General features: G+C 72.6%; 10 protein-coding genes. 4 read left to right on the top strand and 6 right to left on the bottom strand.

Annotation, left to right across the window (positions count from 1 at the left end):
• Position 1: 1 nt before the first annotated feature.
• The 5 genes from ACZ7OO_RS29160 to ACZ7OO_RS29140 all read right to left on the bottom strand — a co-directional run bounded on the left by ACZ7OO_RS29160 (position 2) and on the right by ACZ7OO_RS29140 (position 16,842).
• Entirely contained in the window at positions 2-319 is a 318-nt protein-coding gene (locus ACZ7OO_RS29160) for an acyl carrier protein (protein ID WP_471509176.1), read from the bottom strand.
• A complete protein-coding gene (locus ACZ7OO_RS29155; protein WP_471509174.1) occupies positions 316-4,824 on the bottom strand; it encodes a beta-ketoacyl synthase N-terminal-like domain-containing protein in 4,509 nt (1,502 codons plus the stop codon). Before ACZ7OO_RS29155 ends, ACZ7OO_RS29160 begins: the two co-directional genes overlap by 4 nt.
• A 1-nt stretch (position 4,825) precedes the next feature.
• Complete coding sequence (locus tag ACZ7OO_RS29150) at positions 4,826-11,722, bottom strand: SDR family NAD(P)-dependent oxidoreductase (RefSeq protein ID WP_471509173.1); 6,897 nt, start codon at positions 11,720-11,722, stop codon at positions 4,826-4,828.
• Positions 11,723-12,270: 548 nt separating this feature from the next.
• Positions 12,271-14,742 carry a beta-glucosidase gene (locus ACZ7OO_RS29145; protein ID WP_471509171.1) on the bottom strand — a complete coding sequence of 824 codons (2,472 nt, stop codon included), beginning with the start codon at positions 14,740-14,742 and terminating at the stop codon, positions 12,271-12,273.
• A gap of 276 nt (positions 14,743-15,018) precedes the next feature.
• Positions 15,019-16,842, bottom strand: coding sequence for a ricin-type beta-trefoil lectin domain protein (locus ACZ7OO_RS29140; RefSeq protein WP_471509170.1), 1,824 nt, complete (start codon positions 16,840-16,842; stop codon positions 15,019-15,021).
• A gap of 415 nt (positions 16,843-17,257) precedes the next feature.
• Between ACZ7OO_RS29140 and galU the strand changes: the two genes are divergently transcribed.
• From galU to ACZ7OO_RS29125, 3 genes are all read left to right on the top strand, one after another.
• The gene (gene galU, locus ACZ7OO_RS29135) at positions 17,258-18,205 is read left to right on the top strand and encodes a UTP--glucose-1-phosphate uridylyltransferase GalU (protein WP_471509168.1); all 948 of its coding nucleotides are present in this window, start codon (positions 17,258-17,260) and stop codon (positions 18,203-18,205) included.
• Positions 18,206-18,852: 647 nt separating this feature from the next.
• Positions 18,853-19,701, top strand: a complete 849-nt coding sequence (locus tag ACZ7OO_RS29130) for an alpha/beta hydrolase (protein ID WP_471509166.1) — start codon at positions 18,853-18,855, stop codon at positions 19,699-19,701.
• A gap of 107 nt (positions 19,702-19,808) precedes the next feature.
• On the top strand, positions 19,809-20,639 hold the full coding sequence (locus tag ACZ7OO_RS29125; protein WP_471509164.1) for an alpha/beta fold hydrolase: 831 nt from the start codon (positions 19,809-19,811) through the stop codon (positions 20,637-20,639).
• 64 nt (positions 20,640-20,703) lie between these two features.
• Here the strand turns inward: ACZ7OO_RS29125 and ACZ7OO_RS29120 are convergent, their stop codons facing one another.
• A complete protein-coding gene (locus ACZ7OO_RS29120) occupies positions 20,704-21,141 on the bottom strand; it encodes a DUF4442 domain-containing protein (protein ID WP_453383228.1) in 438 nt (145 codons plus the stop codon).
• 156 nt (positions 21,142-21,297) lie between these two features.
• Here ACZ7OO_RS29120 and ACZ7OO_RS29115 point away from each other — a divergent pair, with 156 nt between their 5' ends.
• Positions 21,298-22,308 carry a DUF8017 domain-containing protein gene (locus ACZ7OO_RS29115; RefSeq protein WP_471509162.1) on the top strand — a complete coding sequence of 337 codons (1,011 nt, stop codon included), beginning with the start codon at positions 21,298-21,300 and terminating at the stop codon, positions 22,306-22,308.
• Positions 22,309-22,313: the final 5 nt, after the last annotated feature.

Genomic DNA, 22,313 nt, shown 5'->3' with positions numbered 1-22,313 from the left:
CTCAGCCCGCCTCCGTGGCCTTCAGGCTCCACACGACGTACTCCACCAGCCGGCCGACGGTCAGCCCGATGATCTCGTCGAACTCCATCCCGGCCAGAAACTCGGCGAAGTTGACCCGTTTCCCGTACCGCTCCTCCAGGAGTCCGGCGAGGGTGACCAGGTCGATGCTCTCCAGCTCCAGGTCGCGGTTGAAGGTGGTGCTCATGCCGATCTCGGCGTCGTCGTCGCCGTACTCCTCCAGGAGGGTGCGGAGCATCCGGGTGAGGTCGGCGAGCACCGCCTCCTCGTCGGCGCGGACTTCGGGCTGGGTCGTATTCATCGCGGGTCCTCCTCTGGGTCTGCGGCTGCCGGTCCGGTCGTCCACGCCACGACGTAGTCGCGGTCCGGCAGTGCGGGGGGATTGCGGACCGGCGCGCAGTGCACCGGGTAGGCGCGTTCCAGCCGGCCCGAGACCAGCAGCCGGCTGCCGTCCGGGGCCGCTTCCAGGACAGCGAAATCCCTCGGGCGGCCGTCGAATCCGGTGCCCTCCGCCTTGGCGACCGCCTCCTTGGCGGCCCAGAACCGGGTGAACCACAGCGTTGTGGATTCGGTTCCGGCGAGTCCGTGCAGCAGGCGCAGTTCGTCCGCGCCGAGGGCGGCCTCCATCGCGGCCGGGTCGCGTTCGGTGACCTCTTCGATGTCGATGCCCGGGCCGGGTCCGGGCCGGTGCGGCCGTACGATCGCCACGGCCGCCTCGGCCCGGTGGGCGAGGGAGACATCCAGCGCGGGCAGGGTGCGGCCATGCACACCGGTCACGAAGGGACGGCCCAACTCGTCGTTCTGGACCCGGAGTTCGGCGGGAAAGACGGGCCCCTCGCCGTGCTGCCAGAGCCACTGCCGTACCGCGTCCTTGGCGGCGATCCGGCCGAGCAGCCACTGTCTGCGGCCGCGCGGAGCGTGCTCGGCGTACCGCGTACGCTCCACTCCACCGAGGGAGTTGCGCATGATCAGCTCACGGGAGGCGAGGTCCGGCCAGCGTTCGTGGAGCAGTGCCCAGCCGCCGGGTTGCGCCTCGGAGAGGGTGTTGCGGTCGGGAAAGCGCTCGACCGGGCGGGTCTGCGGGTCGTTGTCGAAGCGCCGGTCCTGCCAGCCCCCGATCCGGGCCCACACCCGGTCCTCGACGGTCAGCTCCACGTCCGCCTCCAGGACGGTGTCGGTGAGCGAGGTGATCCGCACCAGGCAGCCGACCTCGGTGCCGGGCGCGGGATGGGGGCCGTGGAAGCGGATCTCCCGCATCCCCACCGGGAAGACGACGGTTCGATCGGTGCGGGTGGCCATGATCCAGTAGCCGAGGATCTGGCCGACGTTGTCGAGGAGGGCGCCCGGGGCGGCGGGCGTGGTGATCAGGCCGCGGACGTGCCGGTCGCCGATCGCGGTCAGTTCGGTGACGCCCTGGAATGCCGGGCCGTGGAACATCCAGCGCTCGGAGTAGAGCTGGTCGGCGGTGTGGTCGGGGGCGCGTTCGGGGGCCGGCGGCGGGGTGGGTGCGGCGGGCGGGGGCGCGTAGCCGGGGGCGAGTTCGACCACCGCGCGGGCGGTGGGACCGAAGGTGACCGAGACGCGGCCGGGGCCCTCGGGGGTGACGGTGACCGGGACGTCGACAGGAGGCGTGGCGGTGAGCCAGCGGTCGAAGCGGGCTCCGTGCACGGCCACCGCCCGCAGTCCGGTGGCCTCCTCGGCCGCGTCCATCATGTGCCGGACGATGGTGGTGGCCGGGACGACCGGCCAACGGTCCTCGACGTCCGGCCAGTCGGGGCGTTGCGGGTAGAAGCAGTGGTCGAGCAGGTGGGGCATCGTGTACGGGGAGACTCGGACGGTGGTGGTCCGGGTCGCGGAAGCCGGTGGGGCCGACGGAACAGGTGGAACGGGCGAGGCCGCGGGGACCGGCGCGGTCGGTGTCCGGCGCGCGGCGAGGACGGCCACCGCGGTGTCCGCGGTGTCGCGCAGCAGCGCGTTGAGTTCGGCGGCGGCCGGGATATGGACGGCGAGGTCGTCGAGCGGGGACGGGCCGGTGGGCGCGGGCGGCCGCCCCAGCTCCGCGCGGAGTCGATGGAGGACCGCGCCCTCCAGGGACACCAGGGCGCCGTCCAGGTCGAGGCGGACGGGCGGGCGGTGTCGTACCGGCGTGCTCGCACCGCCCGTTCCGGGGACGACCGGCACGACGGCCGGTGCGACTGCCGCCCCGGCCGCCCACAACGCCGTTGCCACGCGCCGGAGTTGGGCGAGGCCGGAGCGGTGCGGGGAGTTGGCGGCGACGGCGAGGTGGTCGCGGTCGCCGAGGGTGTCGGCGATGAGGGAGGCGAGCTGGCCGGGGCCGGTCTGGACGAAGGTGCGGTGCCCGGCGGCGTACAGCGCCTCGACCAGTTGCCGGAACCGGACCGGCTCCAGCAGGTGCCGGAGGAACAGCTCCCGTACCTCCGCCTCGGCCTGCGGGAAGGGGGCCGCGGTGGTGCCGGACCAGACCGGCACGGTCGGCGGGTGCAGCCGGAAGCGTTCGGCGGCCGCCTTGATGGGCGTCAGGTACGGCTCCAGCATCGGCGTGTGGAAACCGGACCGGAACGGCAGCACCTGGCACAGCACCCCGTCGGCGCGGAAGGCGCGGACGAACTCCTCGACGGCCCGGTCCGGACCGCAGACCATCGACTGGCCCGGCGCGTTGTCGTGGGAGAGGACGATCCCGGCGTCCGCCCAGTCGTAGTCCAGGGCGGCCAGGACCCGCTCGGCGGGGGCGCCGACGGCGGCGAAGGCGAGGCCCGGGACGGTGACCGCGTCGGGGTCGAAGCCGGCCATGAACGCGTCCACCTGGTCACCGGAGTAGAGCCCGGCGGCCACCATCGCCGTCCACTCGCCGACGCTGTGCCCGGCGACCGCGTCCGGAACCACACCCATCCGGCGCAGCGCGCTGTCCAGAAGCCGCCCCACGCCGACGACACGGAACCCATGACGGCCTACGTCACCGATCCGTACGTCCTGAGCGGCGGAACCGGAGACGGTGGGGAGGCCGAAATGTGTGGCGATGTCGTCGACGCGGGGAGTGAACTCGCCTTCCAGACCGGGGAAGACGAAGACCAGCTTGCCGGTGTCGAGGAGCGGGGCGGGCCGGAACCACACGTCGTTGCGGCCCTGCCAGGCCCGTCCCTTGCCGACCGCGCGGCGGGCGAGGGCGAGCCGTTTGGCGGTGGGGTCGACGATGCCCAGACGGGCCGGACCGGACTCCGGGTGGGCGCGGTCGGGGGCGAGACCGGCGACGAGGACGGCGGAGTCGTCGGCGGCGAGGGCGGCGGCGAGCTGTTCGGGGGTGCGGGCGGCGAGGAGGAGGATGCGCTCGGGCTCGGTGACCGTCGTGACCTGCGCGACGGCGGCGGCACGCCTGCCGGGTGCCTCCTCCAGCACCACATGGGCGTTGATCCCGCCGAACCCGAAGGCGTTCACCCCGGCCCGGCGCACCGGCTGGTCGGGGGTGGTCTCCCAGGGCTCGGCCCGGTCCAGGGTGCGGAACCGGGTGTCCGCGAGTGCCGGGTGCGGGTCGTCGCAGTGCAGGGTGGGCAGCAGGGTGGCGTGATGCAGGGCGAGAGCCGCCTTGACCAGGCCGGCGACTCCGGCGGCCGGCATGGTGTGGCCGATCATCGACTTCACGGAGCCGAGCACCGCGCGTTCCTCGGCCGGTCCGAACACCTCGGTGAGGGTGGTGAGTTCGGCTCCGTCGCCCGCCGGGGTGGCCGTGCCGTGCGCCTCCAGGAGCCCGACGGAGTGCGGTGCGGTGGGGTCGAGACCGGCGGCCCGCCAGGCCTGGCGTACGGCGTGCGCCTGGCCGCCGGGGTCTGGATTGACGAGTCCCGCGGTACGGCCGTCGCTGGCCACGCCCGTACCGCGGATCACGGCGTAGACGCGGTCGCCGTCGCGTTCGGCGTCGGCGAGGCGCTTGAGGACGACGACCCCGGTGCCCTCGCCGATGAGGATGCCGTCGGCCTCGCGGTGGAAGGGGCGGATGCGCTGGCTCGGGGAGAGCGCGCGCAACTGGGAGAAGACGCTCCACAGGGTGATGTCGTGGCAGTGGTGCACTCCCCCGGCGAGCATCAGGTCGCAGCGCCCGGCGGCGAGTTCGGTGACCGCCTGGTCGACGGCGACCAGCGAGGAGGCGCAGGCCGCGTCCACGGTGTAGGCGGGGCCGCGCAGGTCGAGGCGGTTGGCGATCCGGGAGGCGGCGAGGTTGGGCACCAGGCCGATCGCCGACTCGGGGCTGGCCGGCCCGAGTCGCTCGGTGAACGCCTCCCGCACCCGGGCCAGTTGGCCGGGGGTGAGGTCCGGCACCAACTCGCCCAGGGTCCGCACGAGTTGCCCCACCGTCCGGACCCGCTGGTCGAGCCGGACCAGGCCGGGCGTGAGATAGCCGCCCCGGCCGAGGACGACGCCGATCCGGTGCCGGTCGGGCAGCCGGTCCTCGCCGCCGGCGTCGGCGATCGCGGCGGCGGCCACGTCCAGGGCGATCAGCTGGTCGGGCTCGGTGCCGTCGACCGAGTTCGGCATGATGCCGTACCGGGTCACCTCCACCTCGGCGAGGCCGTCCACGAAGCCGCCGCGCCGGCAGTACACCTGGTCGGGGACGGCGGGCCCGGTCGCCGAGCCGGGCCGGTAGTAGTCCTCGTCCCAGCGCCCCGCGGGCACCTCGCCGATCGCGTCCACGCCGTCGCGCAGGTTTCTCCAGTACGCGTCGAGGCCGGCGGCACCGGGCAGCAGCACCGCCATGCCCACGATCGCGACCGGTGTCTGGCGGTCGTCGGTCATGTCACCAGCCCGACGCGGTGTAGACGACGGCACGGACGGACTCCGCGCCCCAGGCGAGTTCGCGCAGCAGGGCGGCGGCGCCCTCGTCGGGGTCGATCAGCTTCACCCCGCGCCGGGCGTACTCGCGCCCGAGCTCCGGGCTGACCATGCCGGTGTGGCCGCCGGTCGGCGCCCACGGTCCCCAGTGCACGGTCAGCGCCCGGTTGCCGGTGCGGTCCGCCCAGTCGGCGCCGAGGCTCTCCAGGGCGTCGTTGGCGGCGGCGTAGTCGGCCTGCCCTCGGTTGCCGAGGACGGCGGAGATGCTGCCGAACAGCACCGCGAACCCGGGCCCGTTGGGCAGTTCCTCTAGGGCGGCGAGCAGCGTGGTCGCGCCGGTCGTCTTCGTGCCGTAGACCCGCTGGAAGGACTCCGGGGTCTTCTCGGCGATCAGCCGGTCCTCGATCACCCCGGCCGCGAAGACGACCCCGTCCAGGCGGCCGTGGTCGGCGTGGATCTCCTTGACGGCCTGGAGTGCGGCGTCCCGGTCGCGGAAGTCCACGGCGCGGTAGCGCGCCTCGCTGCCGAGCGCGGCGAGTTCGTCGAGGGTGGCGGTGATCTCCCGCTGGGCGAGGATCAGTTCGGTCGCCCGGTTGACCTCGGCGGGCTTGAGTCCGCCCCTGGCGGCGAGGGCCGCGCGGAGTTCGGCGGGGGTGCCAGCGGAGGCGGTGTCCGGGGCTTCGGGACCGGTGGGCGCGGGGGTCCGGCCGAGCAGTTCGATACGGCACCGGCAGGCGGCGGCGAGGCTCGCCGCGAACTTCGCGGTGATGCCCCGGGCCCCGCCGACCAGCAGCACCACGGAGTCCCGGTCGAGGCCGAGCGCGGCGGCCTCGGCGGCCCCCTCCCCGGCCGGTCCGGCGCCGGTGCTGCCGAGCGGGCCCAGCGGCACCTCGGCCAGCTCCAGTCCCTGTCGGCCGGCGGCCGTACGCAGTACGACCGAAGCCGGTTCCGGTGCGAGCAGCTCGGCGAGCAGCGCTTCGGCCACGGCCGCCGGTTCGGTGTCAGCGAGGGTCACGACCCGGGCGGCGGTGTTTGGGTATTCCCGGGCGACGGTACGGAACAGCCCGTGCAGCCCGGCCGAGCGGGCCGCGTCCTCGCCCTCGGCGGGCCGGGCGGCCAGCAGCCAGCGCGGGCCGCGCGCCAGGGCCGCCCGCAGCACGGGGAAGGCGTCCGGCAGCACGGGCGTGTCGCTGCCGGGCAGCGCGCCCAGGTACAGCACCCCGTCCGCGGTTCCGTCCGCCTCGCCGAGCTGATGATCCGGCCCGAAGGTCATGCACTGGGCGCCGCAGGCGGAGAGCCGTTCCACCAGCTGGGCGCCGTCCCCGAGGATCACGAACCGCCTGCCGGACAGCAGGGCGGCCGGGTCGGCCACGGCCTCCGGCTCAGCCAGCGCGACGGGACGCATCTCGAACCGCTTCGGCGCCTCGCCCGGGGGGATCTCCTCGGCAGCGGCGGACCTGGGCGCCGACGCGGGTACGCCCGGGCCGGGCACAGGGTCCGATGCGGTGGCCTCGGCCAGCGGCTGGGGCGCGGCGCCTGTCCGGTCAGTGGTGCCGCCGGTACTGATGGCCGTCTTCTCCTGCCGCTCGCCGGTGTCGACCCGCGCCTTCAGCCATCCGGTGACGGCCGCGGCCGTCCGCGCCTTGGCCAGCTCCTCCAGCTCGCTGTCGTCCAGGGTCTCCGCCCCGCCCGCGATGCCGAGCCGCTTGGCCAGCTCCCCGGCGATCTCGGCCCGTTTGATCGAGTCGATGCTCAGGTCCGCCTCCAGATCGAGGTCGGGCTCGATCATGTCGACGGGGTAGCCGGTCCGCTCGCTGATGATCTCCAGGACGACCCGCTCGACGTCGGTCGCCGCGGCCGCCGCCACGGCGGGCACGGCCGGCCCGGCCACCGGCTCCGGCTGGGACACGACGATCTCAGCGGGCGCGAGAGCGGGGACGAGGGCGGGCGCGAGCTGCTGCGGCGCCACCGGCGCGGCAGGCACCGCCCCCGGTGCGGCCCCGAAGTAGGTGAGCAGCACATCGCGCTGCGCGGCGATCATCTCCCGGCTGGTCCGCAGGAATTCGGAGATCAGCGCGTCCCGGTCGGCCGGGGCGCCGTGCGGCTGGTTGGTCGTCACAGTCGTCTCCACGACTCGTCGGGCCGGTGCGAGGGCACCGGGCAGGAGGTCTCCGCTTGCGGTGCGCACGAGCTGTCCGTCGACCGTCCAGCCGGGCCGCTTCGGCACCGGGGTGCGGACCGCGTCCACGGCGTCACGACCACGCAGCAGCCAGGCGGTGCGTACCGGTACCCCGGCCACGGCCAGCCGGGCGAGTGCGTCGAGCCAGCCGCGCAGCCCACTGTCGGCACGGGGTTCGCAGGCCACGGTGGTGTACGGCCGGTCGCCGAGGATCTGCCCGACGAGCCGGGTGAGGACGGTTCCGGGCCCGGCCTCGACGAAGACGCGGGCCCCGGCCTCGTACATCGCCTCGATCTGGGCGGCGAAGGCGACGGGGGAGCCGATCTGGGCGGCGAGTTCGGCGCGTACGGCCCCGGGATCCGGCGGGTAGGGGGCGGCCGTGCGGTTGGACCACACCGGGAACTCGGGCGGTCGTACGGCCGTCTCCGCGAGGACCTCCGCGAACCGGTCCCCGGCACCGGCGACGACCGGGCTGTGGAAGGCGCAGGCCACCGGGATCCGCTTGGCGCCCAGCCCGCCCTCGCGCAACAGCCTTACGGCTTCGGTCACTTCGTCCGTCGGGCCCGAAATGACGCTCTGCTTGGGCGAGTTGTGGTTGGCGACCACGACCGAGTCCGGGACTCCGGCGGTGCGCAGGGCGCGCTCGACGTCCTCGGCCGCGGCGGACACGGCGGCCATGGTGCCCGGTTCGTCGCCCGCGGCGGCCAGGATCGCGGCCGCCCGTTCGGCGCTCAGCTCCAGAAGTGTCTCGGGGGTGAGGGCGCCGGCCGCGCTGAGGGCGACGAGTTCGCCGTAGCTGTGTCCGGCGGCCATGTCGGGGCGGACCCCGGCCGCCGTCAGCAGGGCGTGGGCGGTGAGGCCGGTGATGCCGAGGGCGGGCTGGGCGGCCCGGGTGTCGGTGAGGGCGCTCCGCTGCCGCTCACGGGCGGTGTCGTCGAAGGCGGTGGGCGGGTACAGGGGGCCGGCGTGGGCCCGGCCGAGCTGGAGGTAGTGCTGCAGTTCGGGGAAGGCGACGAGGATGTCGGCGAGCATGCCGGGGCGCTGGCTGCCCTGGCCGGGGAAGAGGAACGCGACCTTGGCGTCGGTGTCCGCCCGGGGGTCGGCCTGGTGGATGCCGGCGGCCGGTTCGTACTCCCCCGCGAGAACCCGGCGCAGCTGCCCGACGAGCCCGGCGACGTCACCGGCCACCACCGCGGCCCGCACCGGCTCGTGCGAGGCGTCCGAGCGGCGGGCGGCGGCGAGCGCCAGGTCCCGCAGCCGCCAGGGCCCTGTCTCGGCGGCCCGCAGGATCTCCTCGACGCCCCGGTGAGCTGCCTTTTCGTCGCGCCCGCGGAACAGGAACAGTTCGGCGGGCCAGGCGTCCAGCCCCTGCTCCGGCGGTACGACGCTGTCGTAGGCGGCCAGCACCACATGGAAGTTGGTGCCGCCGAAGCCGAACGCGCTGACTCCGGCGACCCGTTCGGCGGCCGGGGCGGCCCACGGCCGGGCCTCGGTGTGGAAGGCGAACGGGCTGTCCTCTTCCTTCCAGGCCGGGTTGGGCCGGTTCAGGTGCAGGGTGGGTGGCTTGACGCCGGTGTGCAGGGCGAGGGTGGTCTTGATCAGCCCGGCGAGTCCGGCGGCGCACTTGGTGTGCCCGATCTGGGACTTGACCGAGCCGAGCGCGCAACTGCCGTTCTCCGTACCTGCTCCCGCGAAAACCTCACTGAGGATGGTGAGTTCGGTGCGGTCGCCGACGACGGTGCCGGTGCCGTGCGCCTCCACCAGACCGACCTGCGCCGGGGAGACACCGGCGTTGCGGTACGCGCGTAGCAGCGCGGCCCGTTGCCCTTCGGGGCGCGGTGCGGTCAGGCCCAGTGAGCGGCCGTCGCTGGACGAGCCGAGTCCCTTGATCACGCCGTAGATGCGGTCCCCGTCGCGCTCGGCGTCGGCCAGCCGCTTGAGGACGACGCAGGCCACGCCCTCGCCGAGGGCGATGCCGTCGGCGGAGCCGTCGAAGGCGCGGGAGCGGCCGGTCGGCGAGAGGGCGTGCACCGAGGAGAAGAGGACGTAGTCGTTGATGCCGTTGTGCAGGTCGGCGCCGCCGCACAGCACGACGTCGCTGGTGCCGACGGTGAGTTCCTTGCAGGCGACGTCGACGGCCGCCAGCGAGGAGGCGCAGGCGGCGTCCACGGTGTAGTTGGCGCCGCCCAGGTCGAGGCGGTTGGCGATCCGCCCGGAGATGACGTTGGCGAGCATGCCCGGGAAGGAGTCCTCGGTGAGCCGGGGCAGCTGCTCTTCGAGGCCGTCGGGGACCTTGCCGTAGTAGGAGGGCAGAACGGCGCGCAAGGTGGCCGCGTTGGAGAGGTCGCTGCCGGCCTCGGCGCCGAAGACCACGGAGGTGCGTGAGCGGTCGAAGTTCCGTCCCTGGCTGCCGTATCCGGCGTCGTCCAGGGCACGCCGGGCGGCCTCCAGGGCGAGCAGCTGAACCGGTTCGATGTGGCCGAGGGAGGCGGGCGGGATGCCGTAGCTCAGCGGGTCGAAGGGGATGGGCGGCAGGAAGCCGCCCCACTTGGAGGTGGTGCTGCCGTCGGCGTGGTGGACGGCCGGGTCCCAGCGCTCGGGCGGGACCTCGGTGACCGCGTCGTGTCCGGCGACCACGTTGGCCCAGAAAGTGGCGAGGTCGGGGGCCTGCGGGAACATGCCGGCCATGCCGACGATCGCGATGTCCAGCGGGGCGGGGGCGGGCGGTTCTTCCTGCGGTTCGGGTTCCGGCCGCCGCTGGACCAGGAAGTCGGCCGCGCCGTCGGTCACGGCGTGGTGCAGGGCGGCCACGGTGGTCGTCGCCGAGCGCAGCACGGCGACCTCCCCGGCCATGAACATGCCCTCGTTGAGCTGGCGTTGCTCGTCCACGGGTGCCAACTCGCCGCCGTCCACGCGGTCGACGCCCTTGCTGGCGATGCGCAGCCGGCCGACGTTGAGCCGCTCCAGCTCCTCCCACAGCCGCCGGTCCGGCACCCCGTTCGCCCGCAGTTCCGCTTCGCGTCTGTGGTAGTCGAGGGTGAACGGGCTGGGCACGCAGCGAGTGGCGTGGCCGGGCGCTGTCTCCAGGAGGGCGGTCGAGGCGGCCGCCATGACCTGGCGCTGGAAGAGGGGCTGTATCGCGCCCCGGTCCACGGCCTCCCCGGTGAAGAGGTAGGCGGTGCCCATGAGCAGGCCGACGGCGGCGCCCCGGGCGGTCAGCGGTGCGGCGAGCGCGGCGACCATCGCCGCGGAGCGCTCGTCGTGGATGCCGCCCGCGAAGAACACCTCCAGGCCCTCGACCTCCGGGAAGTCCTCCAGTACGGCGAGTTGGGCCTCCCAGAGCGGAAAGCTCGCCCGCGGTCCGACGTGACCGCCGCACTCGGAGCCCTCGAACACGAACCTGCGGGCGCCGGCCTCCAGGAACTGCCGCAGCAGCCCGGGCGAGGGCACATGCAGGAAGGTGCTGATCCCGGCCCGCTCCAGCGCCTCCGCCTGGGCGGGCCGACCGCCCGCGATGATCGCGTGGCTGGGCCGCAGCTCCCGTACGGCGTCGAGCTGGGCGCTTCTGAGCTCCTCGGGGGCGAAGCCGAGCACGCCGACGCCCCAGGGCCGGCCGTCCAGCGCGGCCTTGGCCTCGGTGAGCATCTCGCGGGTGCGGGTGCCGTCGGCGAGGGCCAGCGCCAGGAAGGGCAGCGCCCCGTCGTCGGCGACGGCCGCGGCGAAGGAGGCCCGGTCGCTGACCCGGGTCATCGGGCCCTGGGCGACGGGCAGCCGGGTGCCGAGGGCATGGCTCATGGCGGAGGTGCCGGGTCGCAGCGCGTCCGGGGCTGCGCCGGCGCTCACCCGGATCGCCGCCGTCAACTCCCGTAAGGTCCGCCGGACATCGCCCCAAAGCTCGGCGAACCGGGCGGCGAGGAAGCCGTCCTGTCCCACCGGCAGCAGCTGGGTGCGCAGGTCCTCGGCGCCCAGCAGCGCGGCGACCGCGGCCGGGTCGTCGGCGGGCGGGCGCAGCGCGTCCGGGCCGCGCCGGTGCAGTACCCGGTGACCGGCCACGACCGCCGTCTCTGAGCCGTCAAGGGAGCGCAACACGGCCGCCGTCGCCTCGGGCAGCCGGGACTCGGCGAGCAGGGCCAGCTGGCTGTCCAGGACGACTCCGGCGGCGCCGCCGGCCACCGCGGCCGCCGCGGTACGCGGCCCGATGCCTCCGCAGGCCCACAACGGAACATCCAACTCCGGTGCCTCGAGCAGCTGTTGGAGCAGGACGAAGGTGCTCAGTGCGCCGACCCGGCCGCCGCTCTCGGCACCGCGGGCGATCAGCCCGTGCGCTCCGGCCGCGACCGCCTCGTACGCGCCGGCGAGATCGGTCACCTCGGCCAACACACGGCTGCCGGGGGAGAGTTGTTCGGCGGTCCAGGGGGCGTCGGCGGCCAGGACCACCGTGTCGGGTGCCGGGCCGAGGTCCTGCGGGGTGAGCGCGCAGCCGGGGGCGACCCGCACACCGTACGGTGCCGGCGTCGCCCGGGTCAGTCGGGCCAGCGCCTCCCGGGTTCTTCGGTCTCCGCGCCCCAGGTCGAGGACGCCGAGTCCGCCGGCGGCGCAGACCGCTGTGGCGAGCCGGGCATCGGGTTCTCCGAAAGGGGTGATGCACATGATCAGGTCGACGGCACGCACAGGGGACGTCATGATGCTCCGAATAATCGGGAGGACAGCACGGTGGGGGATGTGTGCGGCGAAAGCTCGGGGTGAGGCCCCCGGAAACTAGCGAGTTCATTACTCGCGGGTCAATAACGGAACGGCCCTATCACGCCCGGTGGCATTGATTCGGCCAGTCGGGGGAATTCACCGCAAGAGCCAAAAATCCGAGCAATCCACTGCGCCGGAACGGCCGTCGAACCGGTGGAGCGCTGGCGTCACACCGTCACAAGACCGTCAAAGCACCCCGGTCATTCACCCGGCACTCACCTCGGCGCAACACCCCGTGCGGCCGCGCCGAGCTCTGTAAATTCCGGATGACTTCGGCCCGCTGGCTCGATCGTGGCACACCGGAAACACACGGCGAGCGTCCCTGCACGAAGCCTGCACCAACCCTGACCCAAGCCTGACAAAAACCTGTCGCCAAGTGTATTACTTCACATGAAACACGCGATGGGGAAAATCCTTGTAAACCCTTGAAGTAAAGCGGCCGGAGAGCCTTCGCCCGCCGACCGCCCATTGACATGGATTCAGTGATCTCAGCCGCTCACCCGTGCGCTGGTGCGCAGCCTCAGGTCGCCCGACGATGCGCCCACCCAGACGGTGCGCCGCCCGGTGCCGAGCGTCCAGCGATGGCGGCGCGCGTCCCACGACGACAGGGTGCGCGTGGCGACCCGCACGGTCACCCGCCGCCGCTCCCCAGCCCGCAGCACCAGCCGCCGGAATCCGCCCAACACCCTTACCGCCTGGTCGAGTCGGAGGTCCGGCGAGCGTCCGACATACACCTGCGGCACCTCGACTCCCGTCCTGCGCCCGGTGTTGCGCACGGTGAACGACACCTCCAGGCCGCCGCGCGTCCAGCGCGCCTGAGCGTCGGAGTAGGCGAAGGAGGTGTACGACAGTCCGTGCCCGAAGGGGAAGAGGGGCCGCACGCCCTGCGCGTCGTACCAGCGGTAGCCGACGTGGATGCCCTCCGAGTACTCCTCGGTGCCGTCGACGCCGGGGTAGCGGCGCGGGTCCCCGGCGACCGGGTGGTGGTCGTCGTCGACCGGGAAGGACTGGGTGAGACGCCCTCCGGGGTCGCTGTCGCCGAAGAGGACGGCGGCGGTGGCGGCCGCGCCCTCCTGGCCGGGGTAGTACATCTGGAGCACGGCTCCGGTGTCCGCGAGCCACGGCATCGAGGTGGACGACGAGGTGTTGAGGACGACGGTGGTGCGCGGGTTGGCCGCGGTCACCGCCCGGATCAGCTGCTCCTGACGGCCGGGCAGGGCGAGGGTCGTACGGTCGAGGCCCTCGGTGGCGTCCTCGTAGGCGAACAGCACGGCATGGCGTGCGGCGCGGGCCGCGCTCACGGCTTCGGCGACGTCCCGGGCCCGGGTGGCTCCGGTGATCCGGCGCAGCCGGAACAGCAGACCGGAGTCACCTCCGGCCGCCGCGATCTTCAACTTGTGCACGCCCTTGGCGAGTTGGAGAGTGGCGCGGCGCACGCCGAGGCCGTCGGGGGCGACGGCGACGAGCCCGCCGGAGAAGTACTCGCCGTATCCGGGTGCGATGGGGAACAGGTCCTCGCCGTCCAGCAGGACCGTGGGTCGGGCGGTGGCCGCGGACGAGAAGTGGAGGACGAACGTCCACTCGTCGGCCTCGCCCACGGTGAGCGTGCCGTCGTACTCCCAGTTCTTCCCGGCGGCGACCTGCTGCCCCTCGCTGTCGAAGGCGGGGCTGAGGGCGGACGCGGGGACGGCCTTGCCGAACAGATCCTCGCCGAGGGCGTAGGTGACCGTGCCGCGGGCGCGGGCCCTGATGGCGTCGAGGGGACTGTCGGCGCGGTCGGGGATGACATGGGCGCTGCCGCCGCCGCTGACGAAGGGCAGCGAGCCGGTCGGTCCGATCACCGCGACGCTGCCGCCGTCCAGGGGGAGAGTGCGGCGCTCGTTGCGCAACAGGGTCGCGCCCGCCTTGGCGACCTCCAGGGCCACGGCCGCACCCGCCTCGGCGTCGCGGTCGGGGCGCGGCGGTGCGCTGCCGTCGAGGAGGCCGAAGCGGTCCATCACCGCGAGGATCCGCCGTACCGCCCGGTCGACGTACTTCTCGGCCACGCTGCCGTTCTGCACCGCCGACCTGAGGGCCGTACCGAAGTAGGTCCCGTCGGGCATCTCCATGTCGAGGCCGGCGGTGATCGCGGCGACCGTGCTGTGCGCGGCGAACCAGTCGGTCATCACCCAGCCCCGGAAGCCCCACTGGTCGCGCAGGATGTCGGTGAGAAGGGTCTTGTTCTCGCAGGCGAAGGTGGAGTTGACCTTGTTGTAGGCGCCCATGACGGCGCCGGTGCCGGCGTCCACCGCCGCCTCGAAGCCGCGCAGCTCCATCTCGTGCATCGTCTGTTCGCCGGCCTGCACGTCGATCGAATTGCGGTCCTTCTCCTGGTTGTTGAGGGCGAAGTGCTTGACGGTCGCGATCAGTCCCTCGCCCTGGATACCGCCGATCTCGGCGGCGACCAGATCGGAGGCGAGCAGCGGATCCTCGCTGAAGGTCTCGAAGTTACGGCCCGCGTAGGGGGTGCGGATGAGGTTGACCATCGGGGAGAGCAGGACGTCCTGGCCGAGGGCGCGGCCCTCGCGGCCGATCACCTGGCCGTAGCGGCGGGCCAGTTCGGGGTCGAAGGCGGAGGCGAGCAGGACGGGCGCGGGCAGGGCGGTGGCGTGCTCGGTGATACGGACGCCGGCCGGGCCGTCGGCGAGTCTGAGGGGCGGGATGTCCAGCCGGGGGACGCCGGGCACATAGCCGGCCTGGCCGAGCGAGTCGGGGTCGGTGGCCCCGTGCAGCAGGGAGATCTTCTCGTCCAGCGTGAGTCTGGCGATCAGCCCCTCGACCCGGGGGCCGGCCCCGGCCTCGGGTCTGCCGGCCGCCGCGGCGGACGTGAGCGGGACGAGTCCGCCGGTGGCCGCGGCGGCGACCGCGATGGCGCCGGCCGTCAGTCGCAGGGCGGATCGTCGGGAGACGGTGTCGGACATGAGCCGTCACTCCTTCGGTGTGCGGGCACGACGATGTGAACCGCGAAGGCGCGCCCGGGCGCCCGGACCGCGTTCGGCCTGTGAACGCAACAACCACCACACGACCTTGACGATCCGTCAGCCGCACCACCGGCGCGTCGGAAACGTAGATCCGGTGGTGACTCGTGTCAACGATCTGAACAGAAAACGGCCCGGCGCCGACAAGAACCGAAAGCGGAGGGCCACTTCACACCGTGGCCCTCCACTGCTCGAAACCGCTCGAAACCCGCCTGCCGGCTAGCCGAGCAGGTTCCCCACCCCGCTCACGACACCTGTCACCGTGGCCGGCACGGCCTCCAGGACCTCGTCGGCCCTTCCGGCGAGCGTTGCGACGGGCTCGGGCGGCTCCTGCGGCTCTGGCGGTACGACCGGGGTGGGGCCGTCATGGGAGCCGATCTGCGCGACCCGTGTGCTGTAGGTCTCCTGCGGCTGCCGGGGTGTCTGCTGCGGATCCACCGGATCGGGAGGGGAAGCGGGAGCGTCCGACCTGTCGTCCTTCTTCGGCCCGGGTGGCGCGGAGGGCATGGCGTCCGGCGTCACCGGCTCGCCCCCGCCGTCCGACGCCAGCTCCCATCGCTGCTTGAACGACCCGTTCCGCCGGGCCACGGCCACCCTCGTGCCGTCCACGGCCAGCGCGAGGTCCTTGTCCCAGCGCAGCAGGAGTTCGCCGCGGACCGTCAGGTCGTAGGACACCTCGCCCGCGTGCACCAGGCAGCCGGCGACCACGACACTGTGCGCGCCGGGGTCGGCGGCGAGACAGAGGGCGGGGTCGAGCGCGCTGCGCAGCATGCCGTCGTCCTGGTACGACCACTGCTGGGACCCGCTGTCCGAACACTTGCCGAGCCGCAGGTCCGCGCCCACCCGCACCCGGCCGCCGCGCGCGTCCAGGCAGAGCCCGGAGTCGAGGCTGCGCAGTCTGCCGTGGGCGATCTCGACGGGCTCGCCCGCGGAGGCCGGGGACGGGGAGGTGGCAGTGGGCGGCTTCTGGTCGGGGCCGGACCGGGTGGTGCCGGTACTGGGGGCGCCCCAGGTGGTGGTGCCGGGGTGCGGGACACCGTTGTCGTCGGACCAGCCCTTGGCCACGAGCACGGTGGCGAGCAGTGCCAGGGAGACCAGGCCGACACCGGCCGCGACGGCCTTGCGCCGGCTGCCCTCGGACATGCGGTGCCGGCCGCCGGGCACCGCCGGATGCTCGGGTTCGGTGGCGGCCGGCCAGGCCTCGACGGCGCCGTGGCCCAGCCGCGAGTCGAGATAGCGGCGCGCGCCCCAGCCGAGCACGGTCTCGGCGAGCAGGACCTCCAGGCCGCCGTCGAAATGGCTGAGTTGTTCGGCGGCGTCCCGGCAGTACCGGCATACCGTCAGGTGCTGTTGCACATCGGGGAGCAGAGAGCCGCCCCGGCGAATGGGGACGTCGAGGAGTCGGTTGTAGAAACGGCATTCCTTCGAGGGCGCTAGTTCCCGGTGGGCGCGTACCAGGCCGGTCCGGAGTTGTTCACGGGCCTGGTCGAGGGCGGCCGTCGCGGTAGGGGTGTCGACACCCAACAGACCGGCGGGTATGTTTATGGGTTCGGCTTCGACCTCGGTGTGCCAGAGGAGGCATTGCGAGGCTGCGGGAAGAGCTTGGAAAGCGCGTTTTGCGAGTTGTCGTCTTTCCGGAGTGCCCGGTCTTGCGGCGCTGAGTCCACGGCCGCCGGTGGTTTTGCGCAGTTCCGGTACGACCACGGAAATGGCCTCGTCGGCGGCCCAGGCGCGGACCGTCTCCCGTACGGCCACGAGGAGCTGCGGACGCAGGGCACCGCCGACGGCGCCGGCGGCCAGCCGGCCGAGCACCCGCTCGAAGGCGGCGCTGGCGACCAACTGCACGGCGGGCGTGGCGGAGGCGAGGCAGACGGCCGCGTAGTCACAGGTGGCGCGCCAGTGCCGGGTGAGCAGCAGGGCGACGGCATGGTGCCTGGCCGCGGGGGTTCCGGTGAGCTGGGCGATGAGATTGCGGTCGGACTCCCCCGGGGTCGAACCGGGGTGCGGCGGGTAAGGCGGGCGTGGGGGGTGGGGGGATTGCACTGAACCATTTCCTTCCGAGCCGCAGGACGGCATGCGAAATGGCGCCCTGACGGAATGCAGTGCCTGATTGGTGCGTACCTTTTGGAGCCCATAAGGACCGACCGAACGGCCGTACCGGCTTCTGGACCCTCCCGCGGGGAGGCTCACCTTCGCACACGGGTCTTACAGGAAACAAGAAGTTGGGGTGACCTAAGTTCAAAGTTCCGCGAATTCAGATAAGTTACCGTCGGTATCCACAACCGGCTCGGATTCGGCGGGCGCACAGGTTCAACTTGTGTGTGCCGCGGGTCCGGTGGCACACGAAACCTTCAACTACCGGACGGCCGCCGGCACAGGCGGCGGAGCGCGGCCTTCCACAGCCGTCTCCCACGTTTCTCTCGGCCCGCTCTCATCCCGGTCGGCCACCATGTGCCGCATGACCGCCCCCCACACCTCCCCCCCGACCACATCCCCCCGGTCGGTGCGCAAGGCCGTCGTCCCTGCCGCCGGACTCGGCACCCGTTTCCTGCCCGCCACCAAGGCGACCCCGAAGGAGATGCTGCCGGTCGTCGACAAGCCGGCGATCCAGTACGTCGTCGAGGAAGCCGCCAAGGCCGGGCTCGACGACATCCTCATGGTCACCGGCCGGCACAAGCGGGCCATCGAGGACCACTTCGACAACGCCTTCGAGCTGGAGCAGGCGCTGGCCGCCAAGGGCGACACCGTGCGCCTGGACGCCGTACGCGATCCGGCACGGCTCGCCGACATCCACCACATCCGCCAGGGCGACCCGCTCGGCCTGGGCCACGCGGTGCTGTGCGCCAAGCACCATGTGGGCGACCAGCCGTTCGCGGTGCTGCTCGGGGACGATCTGATCGACGCGCGCGAGACCCTGCTCAGCCGGATGCTGGACGTCCGCGATCGCTTCGACGGCAGTGTGGTGGCGCTGATGGAGGTCGACCCGGCCCAGGTCCACCTCTGCGGCTGTGCCGCCGTCGAGCACACCGGCGAGGACGGCGTGGTGCGGGTGACCGGCCTGGTGGAGAAGCCGTCCCCGGAGAACGCGCCCAGCAATTACGCCGTCATCGGCCGCTATGTCCTCGACCCCGAGGTGTTCGGCGTCCTGGAGCGGACCGCGCCGGGCCGGGGCGGCGAGATCCAGCTGACCGACGCGCTGCAGGAGCTGGCCGCGGGCGGCACGGTGCACGGGGTCGTCTTCGACGGACTGCGCTACGACACCGGCGACAAGGCCGACTACCTGCGCACGGTGGTCCGGCTCGCCTGCGAACGCCCGGACCTGGGGCCCGAGTTCACGGCATGGCTCAAGGAGTTCGTGGCGGGCCTGGCAACCGACGAGACCACACGCCACGACCGGGCCGCCTGAGCGAGCCACGCCGGAGGGGAGCCGTACACCCGCCGGGTCACAGCGGAACCGAGGTTCCGACGTGGGTCGAGGGGCCGCGGTCGAAGGGGAAACGCCTGGTGGCGCGGGGGCGGGCCCCGCAGGTCCGGCTCAGGGTGTCCACCCCGCGCGCGGTGCCGGCCGGCCGAAGGCACCGGGCGTCCGGCGTCCGGCGTCCGGCATCCGGCGTCCGGCGTCCGGCGTCCGGCGTCCGGCGTCCGGCGTCCGGCGTCCGGCCAGGCGACCGCTCATGAGGATGGTCGTCGAGACCAGTCCGGGCCGGATGTCGGGCGTGGGAGGTTAGCCGCGGCCCGTACCGACTGCGAGTCCCGCGGCCGTCGGATCCGGTTGCGGCGCAAGTTCCCGGAGGGCATTCCTGAGGGCTTCGGGTTCGCGGACGAGAGGGGAGGAGGAGGGACGGCGGGACCGCATGCCTCTGTCCCGGACCTCTTCGGCGCTCCGGCCCGGCCGTTCCCGGCCCAGGTGCTGATGCGGCGGCATGGCGCTACCGTCGTGTGGAGAGCCAGGGGCGTGTCCATCGGTGCGGCGGGCTTCTTCTCCGATCCGCGTGCCGGCCCTTCCTGCCGGGACGCGTTCCCTCCGGAGAAGCTGGAACAAGGAGGCTTCCGATGGCGTCCACCGCACGGCGGCGGAATCTCCCGATGACTCTGACGGCCGTCACGATCGCCGTCACCAGCATGCTCGCCGCGGCCCCACCGGGCGGGACGGCGAGCACCGGCCCCACGGCCGGCAAGCAGACGAAACCCACGGTCGTCCTCGTGCACGGGGCGTGGGCGGACACGTCGAGCTGGAACGGCGAGGTCACTCTCCTGCGCCGCGCGGGCTACCCGGTGCGCGCCATCGGCAACCCGCTGGAGAACCTGACGACCGACGCGCAGACCGTCAACTACTTCCTCAAGAGCATCAAGGGCCCGATCGTCCTGGTGGGGCACTCCTACGGCGGCTCGGTGATCACCAACGCCGCCCAGGGAGTCGCCAACGTCAAGGCACTCGTCTACGTCGACGCCGCCGCACCGGCGGTCGGGGAGACCACGGCGCAGCTCAGCGGCCCGACGTCCGTCCTGACCAAGGGGAAGCCGACCGATCTGTACGACGCCGTGCCGTACCCCAACGCACCGTCCAAGGCGTCCGCGCTGTACCTCAAGGAGAACGTGTTCGTCAGCAAGTTCGCGAACGGTCTGCCCCATGACCAGGCGGTCAACCTCTGGGCCACACAGCGCGCCGCGACCACGGTGGCCTTCAACACCCCCTCCAAGTACCAGGCGTGGAAGACGATCCCCTCCTGGTACTTCATCAGCACCGGCGATCAGATCATCACGCCCGACTCGAAGAAGATGATGGCGCGCCGCGCGAAGGCCAACGTGACCGTCTACAACGGCGGTTCGCACCTCACGCTGGTGTCGGACCCGGCAGCCGTGACGAAAGTGATCCAGTCGGCAGCCTCGTCCCTGCGATGAGGCGGCGGCCGACCAACACATCTCGGAACCCGCGCATGCCTCTCGGCCGCGGAATCCGGGCCTGCCCAGGAGCGGCCGGTCCGGCCGGCCTCACGTAAGGATGAACAATGAGCACGGTCACCACATCCGACGGCACGACCCTCTTCTACAAGGACTGGGGCCCCCGCGACGGCAAGCCCATCGTCTTCCACCACGGCTGGCCGCTGAGCGCCGACGACTGGGACAACCAGTTGCTGTACTTCCTGTCCAAGGGGTACCGCGTCATCGCCCATGACCGGCGCGGCCACGGCCGTTCGAGCCAGACCGCCACCGGTCACGACATGGACACCTACGCGGCCGACGTCGTCGCGCTGACCGACGCCCTCGACCTGAAGGACGCGGTGCACATCGGCCACTCCACCGGCGGCGGCGAGGTCGCTCGCTACGTCGCGCGGGCCAAGCCGGGGCGTGTCTTCAAGGCCGTCCTCGTCGCGGCCGTCCCCCCGGTCATGGTGAAGAAGGAGAGCAACCCCGAGGGCCTGCCCATCGAGGTGTTCGACGGGTTCCGCGCCGCGCTGGCCGCCAACCGCGCCCAGTTCTACATCGACGTGCCGTCGGGGCCGTTCTACAACTTCGACCAGCCCGGGGTCGAGAAGTCGCAGGCCCTGATCGACCACTGGTGGCTCCAGGGCATGACAGGCGCCGCCAACGCGCACTACGAGTGCATCAAGGCCTTCTCCGAGACCGACTTCACCGAGGACCTCCAGAAGATCGAGGTCCCGGTGCTCGTGATGCACGGCACGGGCGACCAGGTCGTGCCGTACGCCGACGCCGGTCCGAAGTCCGCCGAGCTGCTCAAGAACGGCCGGCTCAAGAGCTACGACGGCTACCCGCACGGCATGTTGTCGACGCACCCTGACGTCCTCAACCCCGACATCCTCGCCTTCATCGAGGAGTAGCCGGCCGCGACAGCTGGACGGCCTGCCCGCCCCGGTCTCGGCGGACGGGAGCGTCCGCGATCGCTCAGCCGTTGGGGCGGAGTGTCCAGACAACGGTCATCTCGCCGGTCACCGCGCCGTCCTCGCGCTGGATGGCGACGGCGACCGGGAACTCGGGACGCTTGCCCTCGTCGAGTTCGGCGACGACGTCGGCGATCGGGCGGCCCAGGGTCGCGGTCGCCCTGACCGGCCCGAGAGCCACCTTCTTGTAGGCGATCTCGGCGCTGACGGCGAGCGGCACGGCCCGGGAGAGCTGGTCGCCGAAGGCGGCGAGGACGATCGCGCCGCTCGCCGACTCGGCGAGGGTGAACATCGCGCCCGCGTGCGGCCCGCCGATGTGGTTGTGGAAGTCACCCTGGTCCGGAAGGGACAGCACGGCCCGCTCCGGAGTGGTCTCCAGGTACTCCAGGTTGAGGGTCCGCACCATCGGGACCGTGGCGGCGAGCATCTCGCCGATCGACATCTGGTCTGTGCTCATGACGGCCATGTTACTCACGGGTAGCAGGGTCTGAACAGTGCCGGTGCGCAGATCGTCGTCGTGGTGGCGGTGACCTGCCGCCGTGGCCTGCGCCGACGCCAGGGGTGTACGACGTCCCGGGCGGCACTAGGGTTACGGGCCATGTGGCCAGAACAGCAGCCGCCAGGGGGCGAGCAGTACCCGCGGAACAACCCGTATCAGCAACCGGGTTATCAGCAGCCGAATCCGTACCAGCAACCCGGATACCAGCAGTATCCGCAGCAGGGCGGGTACGGGCACCAGCCGCAGTGGGGTCCGCCGGGACCCGCCGGCGGGCCGCGGGCACCGCAGGGCGGGGGCGGGGGCGGCGGCAACCGGACGAAACTCGTCGCGATCGTCGCGGCCGCGGCCGTCGTCGTGGCGGCCGGGGTGACCGGGTTCCTGGTGCTCGGCGGCAAGAAGGACGACAAGGCGGACAGCGGGAAGGACCAGCGGGCGACCCAGTCGCCGACGCCGACGCCGACCGTGTCCGCGTCCGCCTCCACGGACGACAACCCACGCGGCAAGGAGACCGAAAAGCCGACGGTCGCGGGCTGGAAGACCGTCGTGAACCCCAAGTGGGGCACGGCCTTCGACGTGCCGGCCGGCTGGGAGGTCCTGACCCCCGGCACGTCCATCGGCTTCGAGGACAAGGACGGCAAGCCGATCATCACCATGTCGGGGGCCGCCCAGTACAGGTCGAAGTGGTGCACCAGCGACGACGACAAGGACGGCAGGACCGAGGACACGGCCCTCGCGGGGGTCGGCACCAAGGGCGAGAGCGGCGCGAAGAGCGGCGGCGACGCGGCCGTCCGGGAGGTCCCCTGGTGGGTCTACGGCGGCTACACGCAGCCGGACAAGAAGACCATCGGCTACGACAAGAAGGCCACCGCCTACACCACCGCGTCCGGCCTCAAGGGCGCCTACGCCTGGGCTCGTTCGGCGAACACCCCGCAGAAGGGCAAGTGTGCGAGCGACGGCAAGGCGATCACGTTCGGCTTCGAGAACTCGGCCGGCGACCTGGTGTCCTGGGACTTCTACGGCGCCAAGGGCGTCAACGGAGAGGTCCCCACGGCGACGATCATGAAGATCCTCAGCACGGTCCGGCTGCACGGCACCCCGACCGGGAGCTGACCGGA

The organism is Streptomyces sp. NPDC111744 (assembly GCF_055634995.1).
Note: the sequence above shows the minus strand (reverse complement) of the source record. Positions and strands in the feature narration are given on the sequence as shown.